The sequence below is a fragment of the Kosakonia sp. N21 genome (assembly GCF_050587465.1).
Classification (GTDB): Bacteria; Pseudomonadota; Gammaproteobacteria; order Enterobacterales; family Enterobacteriaceae.
The window spans coordinates 207,356-219,847 of record NZ_JBOBHR010000007.1; the positions used below are offsets into that span (position 1 = coordinate 207,356).

Below are 12,492 nucleotides of genomic sequence, written 5' to 3' on the forward strand. Positions count from 1 at the left end.
ACTTAATGACGGGTACGGTAAATGTCGATAAGTTCAGTCACTAATTCTTTGGCGAGGATGGATGTCATCAGGTGATCCTGGGCATGCACCATCACCAGTGTCATTTTGGTTTTGCCTTCCCCTTCATCGGCTTCGATGAGCTGGGTTTGTACTAAATGCGCTTCGCGGGCGAAGTGCTGCGCCTGCTGCATTTTTTCATCCGCATCAGCAAAGTTTCCCTGCTTGGCACTCTGCAGCGCTTCGTAACAGAGACTGCGTGATTGTCCGGCATTGATGATAATGCCCATGACTTGCTCTTCTAATTCCATAACATCCTCATCGTTTTAATCGTGACTGTTACGCGGTTTCAGACTGTCCAACGCGGCCAGGTTGCGTCTTTTCGGCAGAATCCTGCGCAATTAATTGTTTTTCATAAGCCTTAAAGAAGGGGTAATACATGAGAGCGGCCGTTGCCATGCAAATCAGGCACATGATCACCGGGCTAAATGCCCAGTTCGCGGCCCAGGATGCGCCAATTGGCGCGGGTGTGGTCCACGGGGTCATGGAGACCACTCTGGCCACCAGGTTAAAGTCGAGGGCAAAGTACGCCAGCGTGGCATTGACCATCGGCACCAGTACAAACGGGATGAAGAATAAGGGGTTCATAATGATCGGCGCGCCAAACAGGATCGGTTCATTGATGTTGAACATGCCGGGTACGATGCCCATGCGCCCGATGGTCCGCAGATGTACGGCTTTACTGCGGATCAACAGCAACGCCAGCGGCAAGGTTGAACCCACCCCACCGATCAGCAGGTAGTGATCCCAAAAGCCCTGAACGTAGATGTGTGGAATGGCGGTACCGGCGGCAATGGCTGCCTGGTTGACTGACAAGTTGGCCATCCAGAAAGGGTTCATAATACCGGTTACGATCAGTGCGCCATGGATACCGGCAAACCACAGTATCTGGCACACCAGCACCGAGAGCAGAATGGCCGGTAACGTGTCCGATGCTGCCACCAGTGGTTTCACCAGCGACATAATCGCTTCCGGAATAATCATGCCGAACTGAGCTTCTATCAGCAGATTGAGTGGGTGCAGCGTCAATACGACGGCGAGCACGGGAATGAGGATCTCAAATGAACGCGCCACGCCGGTGGGAACTTCTGGCGGCAGGCGAATAGTAATATTGTGACGACGCAGAAAAGCGTACATCTCTGTTGTATAAATGGCGACCAGCAACGCGGTGAAAATACCCTGGCCGGAAAAATAGGCTGTTGAAACGAGCCCCTCGTTTAACGGCGCGGCAATAAGTAAAAAACCCATCAGCGACAACATACCTGAAGTCAATGGATCCAGCGCGTGGTGGCGAGCCAGGCTGGCAGCGACGCCAACGGAAATAAATATCGTCATGATGCCCATACTGAAATAATACGGCAGCATCAGATTGGCCCTGTGTTCTAACGAAAACTGTAACCAGGCGCGGGCGAACCCCCAATGGGTATCCGGTGCGAAAGGGGGAAAAATAAAGACCAGCATAAAAGAGCCGACGATCATAAACGGCAGCGCCAGAATAAAACCGTCACGAATGGAGGTGACGTATTTCTGTTGACCGACTGCGCCAGCCAGCGGAGTGATTTTTTGCTCAATCATTGCGATTAACTGAGAGTACAGAGAACTCATCGTGTATCCCTTATTTATTATTTTCGATTAATGAGAGGGCAAAATCTAAAACCGCCGCCCCTTTTTGCATGCCGTAATCCATCATGTTGATAGGCTCGACTCTGATGCCGTATGTATTGGCTTTCCCTTGCAGATCGTTCTGCATGTACTTCACCTGTGGGCCGAGTAATACCACCTCGTAATTGCCCACCTGTTGTTCGAATTCCGCGACGCCAAAGGCTTTAATATCAACATCCAGGCCGCGCTTTTCCGCCTCTTCGACCATTTTTTTTACCAGCAGGCTGGTAGACATTCCGGCTGAACAGCAAAGCATGATTTTTTTCATGGAAGACTCCTGACTGAGTGACAACAATGGGCGCACTATAGAATTGTGGATTCAAAACGGAAAGCGCTTTCCGTTTATGGATGCGCTAAATGTGAGCAGGATCACCAGATTGAGACTTCCGCTTTGTATTGATGTGGGCGATGATCCCGCTACTTCACGTCCTATAAAGGTTCCACCATGAACATTCAGCTTATGAATGTTGCGGTTACGTTGATCGAGCAGCGTATAACGCCCTTTGCCAACATGCTTACCCGGAGTCAGCACATCACAGCGATGCGTGACAGCTTTGCGCTGGCCATGCCTTTCGTCATCGTTGGCAGTCTGATGGTGCCGCTGATTTTTCCGCCCGTTTCCATTAATCCTTTCTCCGGGTTTGGCCGTTACTACCAGCTTATTCGACCGATACTGCTCCCTACTTTTGAGCTGACGATAGGACTGGTTGCGTTGATTATTGCTTTTGGCGCCAGTGCGAGTCTGGCAAAGCAATATCAGTTGCCGGAACGGCTATGCGGGCTGACGGGGTGCCTCTCATTTCTGGTATTTATTGGTTTTAAAACCACCGACGGCGCCAATATTTTCCTCGGTGGGTTAGGGATTTTTAGTGCGTTGATCTCCAGCTTTTACTGTGTGGAAGTGATCCGTTTTTTTTATCAGAAAGGGTGGTGTATACGACTACCGGACGAAGTACCGGTGATGACGAGAAACGGTTTCCAACTGCTGGTGCCGTTGCTGGTGGTGATGTTATCTATCACGGTGGTCAATACCACGCTAAAGCTAACCACCGGGATGATTTTACCCCATCTGATCAGTGAAGCATTTCGGCCGTTGATTATTGCTTCAGATACGCTGACGGCGATACTCATCTCATTGATTATATGTAATTTATTATGGTTTGTTGGTATTCACGGCGCGTTGATTATCACCGGTATTATGAACCCATTCTGGATGACCTATTTATTTGAAAACCAACAGGCGCTGGCGAGCGGAGAGGCGCAACTCCCTCATATTTATCTGCAAGGTTTCTGGGACTTTTATCTGCTTATTGGAGGGATTGGCTCAACGCTGCCGTTGATTTTTATGGCGCTGCGCAGTCGTTCCCGCCAGTTGAAAAGCGTCGGGAAAATCGGTTTCATCCCCTCGCTGTTTAATATCAATGAGCCCATTCTCTTTGGATTTCCGATAATACTTAACCCTGTCTTTTTGATCCCCTTTATCGTTGTGCCCGTGATCAACGCCTGCATCGCATGGTATCTGACCCATCTTGGTGTGCTCGATCGCGCGGTGGCGATGCTGCCCTGGTCAATGCCTTCACCATTAGGTGCCGCCTGGTCGGCCAATGGCAGCTGGAAAAATATGTTTATGTGCCTGTTTGCCTTCCTGAATTCGTGGATGATTTACCGCCCGTTCTTTAACGTTTATGAGCGTCAGTTGATGGATTCTGAGAGCAAATAACCCTGCCAGACCTGTTTTTTACGCCAGCCATTGTTGTTGCGCTGGCGTGTTTTCGCCTTCCTCTCTGTTGATGTGATTTTCATCACGCTTTTCTTTCTCTGTTTTTAGAATTTGTGATTTGATCCAGCAATAATGGAAAGCGCTTTCCATTTGTGGATGTACATTTCCATTTTTGATCCGTAAATTTCCATTCGCGCCATACAGACGCTCTTTCACTCAAAAAAAGAAAAAGGAAAATGATGAACAGGTTGAACCGATTAATACCTCTGGCCCTACTCATTAACGCGGCGCTTAGCGGTGCTGCGCAGGCCGACGACATCAAAGCGTATGACTTTACCCTTCATGGCTATATTCGCTCCGGCATTTTGGCGAACTCCGATGGCAACCGCGTCGATTCGGTGGGACTGATGCCTGACGGCAAATGGCGTCTGGGTAACGAAGACGACACGAAAATTGAATTAATTCCACAAGTCACGCTGAAAGCGGCATCCGGGGCGGTGGCCAAAATCCAGGCCAATATCACTCACCAGAGCAAATGTACCTCTGACTGGAACTGCCAGGACGATGATGGGCACGACGTGCAGTTTCGTGAAGGATTTGTCGAGTTAAGTCATCTCGACTTTGCCCCGGATATCACGTTCTGGGGGGGAAAACGCTACAGCAGTTCTAACACCTCCAGCCACCAGTTTGACTGGGAATATATTCAGTACAACGGTACCGGCGGCGGTTTTGACAATATGGATCTTGGCTTTGCCCGTTTTGATGCGGGTGTCTATGCCTTCTCACCAACCAATGAGACGAAAGCGTATCCGGTAGATAAGGGCGATCAGGGCTATCCGGACGACTATTCCCTCAACCTGTGGTTCAAAAAAATCGGCGGGACAGGGCTGGATCTGGAGCTGATTGGCCATCGCATGAACCGCAATGAAAACCACCCCACCTCTTCTGAAAAAGGTTATGGCATTACCGGGGTGTACAACTTTGACGGTTTCTGGGGGCTGACTGGCGGTTATTCAAAACTGGTTATGCAGTATGGCCGCGGGTTGGCGGCGGGTGACTCGCTGGGTAAAAACGGCTGGGGCTGGGCCAACCTGGAGGATACACAATCGTGGCGTGTGGTGCTGGATAGTATGGCGTCGCTGGGCGCGGTTGATATCTCTACGTTTGCCTACTATCAGAAAGATAAAAATTACCGCTGGTGGAGCAGCGATGCCGACGGCTGGGGACGCTCCAGTTGGGTTGCCGGTATTCGCCCGTACCACCAAATCACGAAAAATTTCGCCATGCAGTATGAAGTGGGCTACGAGTATCTCGATGATGAAAATTACAAAGGCGTCAACGGCAAAGGGAAAGGGGGCCTGACGAAAGTCACCATCGCGCCGACGCTGACCTTCGATTCCGGTTTCTGGAACCGACCACAGCTGCGTTTCTTCGTGACGTACGCCAAATGGGATAAGGGCGTGTCCGATGCGTTGGATGGGAATTACAACTGGAGCACGAACACAATCTCAGCGGGGGGATACAGTCGCAGCGGGAGCACCGATACCGTGAACGTTGGCGTCCAGGCCGAGGTGTGGTTCTAAGGAGAGAGAAACATGTGTAAACCCATTCGTAAAATAGTCCTGGTATCAATACTCTCCCTGCTAGGAAGCGCGGGGGCAATGGCGGCGGAACAGTCGCATTTCGAAAACTTTATCACCCGTCACGGGGCGCAACTTCAGGATGGCGACAAGGTTTTTCGTTTTGCCGGTATTCACGCGCCGGAATTACACCGTATTGAAGATGACGCACGTGGTGCCTGCAAAGCTGATCCCCGCGGCTGGGGTCAGTATTTCAAATGGCCCACACCGCAAGAGCAGGAGAACTGGATCCGCGCGATGGTGCAAACCGGTGCCAGAGCGCAACGTGTTTACGTACTCTCAGTGCAGCAGGAAAACGATGTTGCCTGCGGACGTGCAACGCATATTCTCGCGCCAGAGCGCCCGGACGCTATGCCACGCCTTAATGAAGAGGCGATGAAAGTCTACGACAACATGATCGCGGAAGCTGACAAGCAGGAGCTGCGCCTGATTCTGCCCTTTATTGATCACTGGTGGTGGTGGGGTGGTCGTGAGCAACTGGCTGCCTTCTATCATGAAAAACCTGAAGACTTCTATCGTACCGACAGCAAAACCTTCAACGCGTATCTGGATGTTATTCGTCAGGTGATTACCCGTAAAAATACCGTGACGGGGCGCTCCTATTATGACGAAAAAGCGATCATGGCCTGGGAAACGGGTAATGAACTGGAAGACACCAACGCGGATTTCCTCAAGCAAACCGCCGCGTGGATCCGCAAATGGGCGCCGCACCAGCTGATTGTCGACGGAACGTACAAGAAGATTAACCCGTTTGCTTTAACCGATCCGAACATTGATATCGTCAGCAACCATTACTACACCAATGCCGGTAACAACCATCCCGTTCAGGTGCAAAAAGACCTGCAGGCGATCGGCGGTAAAAAGGCGTATCTGGTGGGGGAATTTGGCCTGCTGGACCATACGCAACTGAATGACATTATGCAGTCCATCGTACATAGCGAAGTGAACGGCGCGCAGGCGATTGGCGGTTTTGTCTGGGGATTCCGCGGTCACCGACATGATGGCGGGTTCTACTGGCATAAGGAGTTTACCGGTCATTACAGCTATCACTTGCCTGGATTTCCGCTGGAGGGAAAAGCCAACCAGGAAAGCGAGGTTGTGGATCTGGTGCGCACAGCGTCTGCGCAACTTGCGGGTTTAGCACAGGTTCCACCGTTGCCCGTGCCGGATGCGCCGCATTTGCTTAAAACCGATTCGCCTTTCGCCATCAACTGGATGGGCTCGCCGGTTGGACGTTATTACGATGTTGAACGGGCTACGTCAGAAAAGGGACCGTGGCTACGCGTTGGCAACGACATTTCAGATGGGGTGAATGAATGGAACCCGGCCACAATGGCGCTGTTCCGCGACGATTTCCGCAGCCTGCAACAGGGAAAAACGTACTACTACCGCGTGATAGCGAAAAATGAGAGCGGGGCCTCGGCACCGTCAAACATTATCAGCGTAACGCATATCCAACAGAATATGGCGCCAGTTGTTACGCTTGAAGGCGTGCGCGTAACGACGCTGGATAAAGGCGTCCTGCTGAAAGCAAGCTGGAAGGACGATGATCTCCCGGACCGCAAGGTAACGCAGCGCTGGAGCAACAACGGTAATAAAAACGCGCATATATGCGACGCCAGCAAGCCTGAAACCCGGGCATGGTTCTCGGCACCGGGAACCTATGCGCTGACATTCACGGCTGACGATGGACTGTTAAGCAGTAGCAAAACCCTCAATGTCACGGTGAAAGAGGCCTCCGGGAAAGCGCCAGCGGACTACTGTACCTTTGGCGGGGGTGTGCTGGATGTCAGTCGCGCCAGTCTGGATGCAGTCAACACCAGTGAAAACCCGCTGGTGCTGGGGGATGACGGCTTCGTCGGTCCTTTTGCCCATGAAGGCGATAAGGTGACCTGGCGGGTTGATGTTCCCTGGGAAGGGCAGTTTGCCCTGCATGTGACGTTCAACGGGAAATGGGGTGGCAAAAAGAACTCCTTTGTGGTGAATGGCGGTGCGCCGATTGGGGTTGAATTTCCGCAAACGGATGAACACGGCCAGCAAAAGGTGGTGCCTGTCACCCTGAAAGCGGGGGAAAACCGGATCAGCTTTGGTAAGTTCCCCGGCGACTGGGGCTACATGTTTATTAAATCGATTGAAGTGACTGCAGATTAGTGATGTTGGCTGCGCCTTTCGGGCGCAGCTTTTTTGTTATTAAGGAGGCGTTATGACCCGGTATTCATTCCCGGCGGGTTTTTTCTGGGGTGCAGCAGCATCTGGTCCGCAAACCGAAGGCGTGGAGGGTAAGAGACACCGTTCCATTTGGGACAGTTGGTTCGCGGAACATCCTGAACGTTTTTATCAGCAAACCGGACCACAAAAGGTCTGCGAGACTTACACCCAATATAAAGACGACGTAGCATTAATGAAGCGGTTAAACTTTAATTCCTTCAGAACCTCGATTCAGTGGTCGCGCCTGATTGCCGATTTTGAAACCGGCGAACCCGATGCGGATGCGGTACGTTTTTATCATGCGTATCTTGATGAGATGATTGCCAACGGTATTGAACCGATGATCAATCTTTACCATTTTGATATGCCAGAAGTGCTGCAAAAAAAATACGGTGGTTTTGAATCATCTTACGTCGCAGAACTGTTTGCCCGGTTCGCCCGCACGGCATTTACGCTATTTGGCGGCAAAGTGAAGTACTGGATCACCTTTAATGAGCCCATTGTGCCGGTTGAAGGGGGATATTTGTATGACTTCCATTATCCTTGCAAGCGAGACGGAAAACTGGCGGCGCAGGTGGCATTTAATATCATGCTGGCTCATGCGAAAGCCGTTCACATTTACCGGGAACTCAACCTTGCGGGTGAAATTGGCGTGGTGTTGAATCTTACACCTTCCTACACGCGCAATGATTCGCCGGAAGATAAAAAAGCGGCATGGTACGCCGATCTTCTGTTTAACCGTAGCTTCCTCGATCCGCTGGTGAAACATCAGTTCCCGAAGGAATTATGCGAAATCCTGTCGGCCAATAAGTGCTTACCTGAAGTATCGAGGGAAGATGTTGATATTATTACCTCTTCGCAGATTGATTTCCTGGGTGTCAATTATTATGTTCCGCGACGAGTGCAAGCGCGGGAAACTGACTATGCGCTCGACTACTTCACCCCAGAATTTTATTTTGAGAATTATGTTAACCCGCAAGGGCGTTTTAATCCTTACCGTGATAATAATGAAATTTTACCGCAGGCTATTTACGATATCGCTACGAATATCCGCGACAATTACGGCAATATTAAATGGTATCTTGCAGAGATCGGTATTGCGATGGATCTTGCATCGGAAGGGCCAGTACAACCTGATGGCGTGATTGATGACAGTTTCCGTATTGGCCTGATGCAGGAGCATTTAATTCAGCTACATCGGGCAATTTCCGATGGCGCCAACTGTTTTGGCGTTCATCAGTGGACGTTTATTGATAACTGGTCATGGATCAATGCCTTCAAACGCCGGTACGGTTTTTATCGTCTCGATATTGAAACGGGAGAACGGCGAATAAAGCGCAATGGATTATGGTTTAAGGCACTCGCGCAAACCAATCAGTTTATCTGCGAGGAGTAACAGACGTGAGCAAACCCTGTTTTTACCCACTCGTTAATGCGGTGAAGAACTATCCATGGGGGAGTCGCACCGCACTTAATCAGCGTTTTCATATTCCGAATCCTGATGACCAACCGCAGGCAGAAGTGTGGATGGGTATTCATCCGGCTGGTGTTTCTCAGGTTATTTTCCAGGATAAAACCTGCTCTCTGGCTGAGCTGATTACGGGTGATAACAATGCCATGCTCGGCAAACGCATGGTGGAACAATTCGGCGAGCTGCCGTATTTGCTTAAGATCCTCGCTGCCGAAAGCGCATTATCTCTACAGGTGCACCCGCAAAAGGCGCAGGCACAAGCGGGTTTTCAACGCCAACAACAGGGTTCGAATAATCCGCCAGATTATAACGACGATAACCATAAACCTGAGTTGGTCTATGCAGTTACGCCCTTTATGGCAATGAACGGTTTTCGCAAACCTGATGAAATCGTTACGCATTTCAGGCGGCTTACTGTTCGTTCACTTGACGATGCGATTGATCAATTAGCTTTGCGTCCTTGCGCGGAAACGATGCAGGGGTTTTTCGTCACATTGATGCAATTGCCTGAGGATGAAAAGCAGCAGGCGATCGAACGATTGGTCAGTGAAGCACCGGCGTTGTATGACGAAAATCTGGCGGCGTTTATTCAGCGTTTGAATCGCTATTACCCGCATGATATTGGCCTGTTTGCGCCGCTTTTCCTGAATTGCCTGACGTTGCAGCCAGGCGAGGCGATGTTTCTCTCCCCCGGAACATTGCATGCCTATGTGCAGGGTGTGGCTGTTGAAGTTATGGCAAGTTCCGATAATGTGCTCAGAGCAGGTTTAACACCGAAAAGGATCAACCTGACAGAACTGGTTGCCTGTACGGTATTTGAACCTGTTTATCAGGAAACATTACTGATGATCCCCGAAAGCGGTCATGGGAAACATCATTATCCTGTGCCGGTGGCTGATTTTTGTTTTGATATCTATACCGACGTGGCGCATTTTCCGGTGCATACCGCCAGCGCGGAAATTGTACTGGTTATCGAGGGTCGCGCTTCGTTACAGCATTCGGGTGGGGAAGTTATTGATCTTAACTGCGGTCAGTCTGCCTTTATTCCTGCGTCAACCGGAGACTGGACGCTAACCCTTTCGGGGAGATTATGCCGTGTTTATGGTTAATCTGAATGGCGATGCGTTTGGTCAATACTTGTCCTCAGGACTGTAGACATTCCTGACCTCACGCCGGGGCCTGCTCAAAGGGCTCCGGCATGGGCTAAGTGGTGACAATCATTTCCCCAGAGAGTGCTACTTTCGTTTAGCAGGAGAACATTTCGCCGATTCAATCGTGGTGGGATAATCGTTCACGCAAGAAGTCTATAAATCTCTGCACTTTCGCCGGTATCAGACGTGTTTCTGTGAGTGCGTAAACTGCCCGGGGTGAACCGTGCCAGTCAGGAAGAACCTGTACCTGGCTACCGGTCGCCAACTCATCGGCAACCACTTCCTTTGGCATCAGCATAATCCCCTGGTGTAACGTTGCCAGCCGGCGAATCATTCCCACATTATTCAATGCAAATCGACCACTGACATTCACCGTTTGAGTTTCTTTGCCGTGGTGAAGTGTCCATGAGTTGATTTTTAACATGCCCACACATTCATGATCCTCCAGTTCCGATGGGACAGAAGGTGTGCCGTAACGTTCCAGGTATTCCGGGGAGGCGTACAGAAACGCGGTGAGCGAGGCCAGCTTTCTTGCAATCAGTTGGGAGTTTTCAGGCTCTCCCATCCTGATCGCGACGTCGGATGGTTCGCTTATTAAATCGACTTTTCTGGGCGTCAGGTCGAATTCAAAGTTAATGCCGGGATAAAGCTCAGCGAATTCCGCAATCAGTGGCGCAAGATAGGTGACAGCAAAATCAACGGGTAATGATGCACGCAGTGTTCCGCTGGGCTGGGCCAATATCTCTCCCAACTGCTCGTGGGCTAAATGCCCTTTTATTGGTGTCGATCATGCCTGGATGAGTGGCCCGGTATTTACACCTTGCAAGCATGCCGGGATGTCCGCCGTATCGTCTGTTTTCCTGGACGCTGATGATATTTCCCCGGCCTGGTGAGCAGAAAGTATCTTGTTGTCTATTCTGTATCACCAGGTCAGCGTGCGCAAAAAAACAAAGGTCTTTTACCGATGGTGAATAAAAAACCACTATCACCTTGATTCTGAATGGAATAGTTAATGTATTTTTGTGGGTAGACATAAAAATCAGGCATAACAAGAGCAATGATGTCATCGGACAAGGTTTCAATATTTTTAACTTTGTTTACCATAGTCGATGTGAAGTTATAGGTGTCTTTGTTTTCTGTCCATGTATAAGAGACATCCCTGCGTATATTTCCCGCAGGGCGATTGTTTTTTATATAATTGCCACTAACAGCAACCACACCTCGATGTTCTTTCAGGTTATACATAAAATCTAATGTCAGATTAGCGCGAGTATCCTCATAAAACACGATAAGGGATGCGGTGCATTTTTCTTCATTATAGTGTTTCGATATCAAAGTTTGATAAAAATAGTCCGCGAATACACCGGCGATAAAGAAAAAAAAGGAAAAGAAAATTATTTTCTTTCTAGTCACTGTTGATTCCTCGGAAGTAAAGCGAAACGCATTCAGGCTCCGATGCCGTTAAAAAATTATTCTTGCAAATCAATGCAGTTAACGTGGGAGATGTTTTTGATATGGGGAAGTATACCCAAGGATAATGCTGGCAATTTAAACCTGAACCCAGTATCAGTGATTTATATTTTTGATAGTTACCACTACCGTCTAGTGTGTCATCTTTAGTATAAAAATTACAGCCATCGTCTCTTTCAAATAATGAATAAGTATTGAGCAGGTTAGGTCCGGAACTTAAATGCCTTCCAATGCTGTTTATAAACAGACCTGTAGCAAAAAAAATAAGCATGGCAATAATTGACAGGTGAGAACGGAGGGCGGATGCTATTTTTATTCTGTACGATTTGTCATTTTTTATGCCAGAGTCATTTTCGTTCAAGTCTGATTTATCATCATGCATATTCTGTAGCAGATTAACCGTATCATTGGGTTTACTGTCAATATTCTTCTCGTTATCATGGCTCTTTGTAATATTTTCGGCGTCTGACCGCCTGGTGATTTTAACACTTTCGTCAATCTGAAAACCTCTTCTTGGGATAGTCGCAATTAATCGTCTATCCGTTTCGCCTACGGCACGTAACCCCCGACGAACAATAGAGATATTCTGATAAAGTGTATTTGTTGGTACGAGCATACCTTCCTCTTCCCAAACCTTTTTGAAGAAATCTTGTTGAAGCACAATCTCCGGAGAGGCTTCCAAAAGCAGGAGGAGACAGCGGCTGGCAGGCGTTGTCAATGTTACGTTCATCTCGGGATTGCAGGCTGATATCAGCTTTTTTGCATCCGGTCGGAATTCGATATTATCGTTGATAATCCAATACATATATCTATATACGCCACAGCCAGTGGCTATGTCCCTTTTTAGAATTACATCTTCTCTGATTAAAAGCGTTGGCGGTATTTATTTCATCATATCAATGGAATGATTACCATTCTTTTTACAATGATTTGTGTGGGTTGATACAAATACTTAACATCACATATGACCGGGCTTTTTTATGCGCAAACATGTGTTCTTCCTTGAGGGTAAACATCGATTTATGGAAATGGATGGATGAAAATGTGTACAAAAATTGAATTGATTTAGCCAATTCATTGATGGCTATAATAACGTATTGCTGTTAAAAGGAC

12 protein-coding genes are annotated in these 12,492 nt (G+C 48.9%); 5 read left to right on the forward strand and 7 right to left on the reverse strand.

Annotated elements, in window-relative coordinates:
- Window positions 1–2: 2 nt before the first annotated feature.
- From chbA to ACQ3G7_RS18125, 3 genes are read right to left on the reverse strand one after another with little or no spacing between them, the layout of a single operon-like run.
- The gene (chbA, locus tag ACQ3G7_RS18115; protein WP_263097233.1) at window positions 3–308 is read right to left on the reverse strand and encodes a PTS N,N'-diacetylchitobiose transporter subunit IIA; all 306 of its coding nucleotides are present in this window, start codon (window positions 306–308) and stop codon (window positions 3–5) included.
- Window positions 309–336: 28 nt separating this feature from the next.
- Window positions 337–1,662 carry a PTS sugar transporter subunit IIC gene (locus ACQ3G7_RS18120; protein WP_430890936.1) on the reverse strand — a complete coding sequence of 442 codons (1,326 nt, stop codon included), beginning with the start codon at window positions 1,660–1,662 and terminating at the stop codon, window positions 337–339.
- Window positions 1,663–1,672: 10 nt separating this feature from the next.
- On the reverse strand, window positions 1,673–1,987 hold the full coding sequence (locus ACQ3G7_RS18125; protein ID WP_263097231.1) for a PTS sugar transporter subunit IIB: 315 nt from the start codon (window positions 1,985–1,987) through the stop codon (window positions 1,673–1,675).
- 177 nt (window positions 1,988–2,164) lie between these two features.
- Here ACQ3G7_RS18125 and ACQ3G7_RS18130 point away from each other — a divergent pair, with 177 nt between their 5' ends.
- On the forward strand, window positions 2,165–3,439 hold the full coding sequence (locus tag ACQ3G7_RS18130) for a PTS sugar transporter subunit IIC (RefSeq protein WP_430890938.1): 1,275 nt from the start codon (window positions 2,165–2,167) through the stop codon (window positions 3,437–3,439).
- An 18-nt stretch (window positions 3,440–3,457) separates the two neighbouring features.
- Here ACQ3G7_RS18130 and ACQ3G7_RS18135 read toward each other — a convergent pair whose 3' ends face one another.
- Window positions 3,458–3,589, reverse strand: coding sequence for a hypothetical protein (locus tag ACQ3G7_RS18135; RefSeq protein WP_430890940.1), 132 nt, complete (start codon window positions 3,587–3,589; stop codon window positions 3,458–3,460).
- An 89-nt stretch (window positions 3,590–3,678) separates the two neighbouring features.
- On the opposite strand from ACQ3G7_RS18135, the gene ACQ3G7_RS18140 reads away from it, so the two are divergent.
- The 4 genes from ACQ3G7_RS18140 to manA are packed head-to-tail and all read left to right on the forward strand — an operon-like array spanning window position 3,679 to window position 9,867.
- On the forward strand, window positions 3,679–5,022 hold the full coding sequence (locus ACQ3G7_RS18140) for a maltoporin (RefSeq protein ID WP_430891014.1): 1,344 nt from the start codon (window positions 3,679–3,681) through the stop codon (window positions 5,020–5,022).
- 12 nt (window positions 5,023–5,034) lie between these two features.
- The gene (locus tag ACQ3G7_RS18145) at window positions 5,035–7,230 is read left to right on the forward strand and encodes a CBM35 domain-containing protein (RefSeq protein WP_430890942.1); all 2,196 of its coding nucleotides are present in this window, start codon (window positions 5,035–5,037) and stop codon (window positions 7,228–7,230) included.
- A 52-nt stretch (window positions 7,231–7,282) separates the two neighbouring features.
- Entirely contained in the window at window positions 7,283–8,683 is a 1,401-nt protein-coding gene (locus ACQ3G7_RS18150) for a glycoside hydrolase family 1 protein (RefSeq protein WP_430890944.1), read from the forward strand.
- Between the two features lie 5 nt (window positions 8,684–8,688).
- Window positions 8,689–9,867 carry a mannose-6-phosphate isomerase, class I gene (gene manA / locus ACQ3G7_RS18155; protein ID WP_430890946.1) on the forward strand — a complete coding sequence of 393 codons (1,179 nt, stop codon included), beginning with the start codon at window positions 8,689–8,691 and terminating at the stop codon, window positions 9,865–9,867.
- 160 nt (window positions 9,868–10,027) lie between these two features.
- Here the strand turns inward: manA and ACQ3G7_RS18160 are convergent, their stop codons facing one another.
- The 3 genes from ACQ3G7_RS18160 to ACQ3G7_RS18170 all read right to left on the reverse strand — a co-directional run bounded on the left by ACQ3G7_RS18160 (window position 10,028) and on the right by ACQ3G7_RS18170 (window position 12,184).
- Window positions 10,028–10,648, reverse strand: a complete 621-nt coding sequence (locus tag ACQ3G7_RS18160; protein ID WP_430890948.1) for a substrate binding domain-containing protein — start codon at window positions 10,646–10,648, stop codon at window positions 10,028–10,030.
- Window positions 10,649–10,839: 191 nt separating this feature from the next.
- Window positions 10,840–11,280 carry a YqeJ family protein gene (locus ACQ3G7_RS18165; protein WP_430891016.1) on the reverse strand — a complete coding sequence of 147 codons (441 nt, stop codon included), beginning with the start codon at window positions 11,278–11,280 and terminating at the stop codon, window positions 10,840–10,842.
- 34 nt (window positions 11,281–11,314) lie between these two features.
- On the reverse strand, window positions 11,315–12,184 hold the full coding sequence (locus tag ACQ3G7_RS18170) for a winged helix-turn-helix domain-containing protein (RefSeq protein WP_430890950.1): 870 nt from the start codon (window positions 12,182–12,184) through the stop codon (window positions 11,315–11,317).
- Window positions 12,185–12,492 lie beyond the last annotated feature (308 nt).

What these genes read in the sequence shown, in the direction of transcription:
- chbA (WP_263097233.1), bottom strand. Translation starts at nt 308, where the DNA reads ATGGAATTAGAAGAGCAAGTCATGGGCATTATCATCAATGCCGGACAA.
- ACQ3G7_RS18120 (WP_430890936.1), bottom strand. Translation starts at nt 1,662, where the DNA reads ATGAGTTCTCTGTACTCTCAGTTAATCGCAATGATTGAGCAAAAAATC.
- ACQ3G7_RS18125 (WP_263097231.1), bottom strand. Translation starts at nt 1,987, where the DNA reads ATGAAAAAAATCATGCTTTGCTGTTCAGCCGGAATGTCTACCAGCCTG.
- ACQ3G7_RS18130 (WP_430890938.1), top strand. Translation starts at nt 2,165, where the DNA reads ATGAACATTCAGCTTATGAATGTTGCGGTTACGTTGATCGAGCAGCGT.
- ACQ3G7_RS18135 (WP_430890940.1), bottom strand. Translation starts at nt 3,589, where the DNA reads ATGGAAAGCGCTTTCCATTATTGCTGGATCAAATCACAAATTCTAAAA.
- ACQ3G7_RS18140 (WP_430891014.1), top strand. Translation starts at nt 3,679, where the DNA reads ATGAACAGGTTGAACCGATTAATACCTCTGGCCCTACTCATTAACGCG.
- ACQ3G7_RS18145 (WP_430890942.1), top strand. Translation starts at nt 5,035, where the DNA reads ATGTGTAAACCCATTCGTAAAATAGTCCTGGTATCAATACTCTCCCTG.
- ACQ3G7_RS18150 (WP_430890944.1), top strand. Translation starts at nt 7,283, where the DNA reads ATGACCCGGTATTCATTCCCGGCGGGTTTTTTCTGGGGTGCAGCAGCA.
- ACQ3G7_RS18170 (WP_430890950.1), bottom strand. Translation starts at nt 12,184, where the DNA reads ATGTATTGGATTATCAACGATAATATCGAATTCCGACCGGATGCAAAA.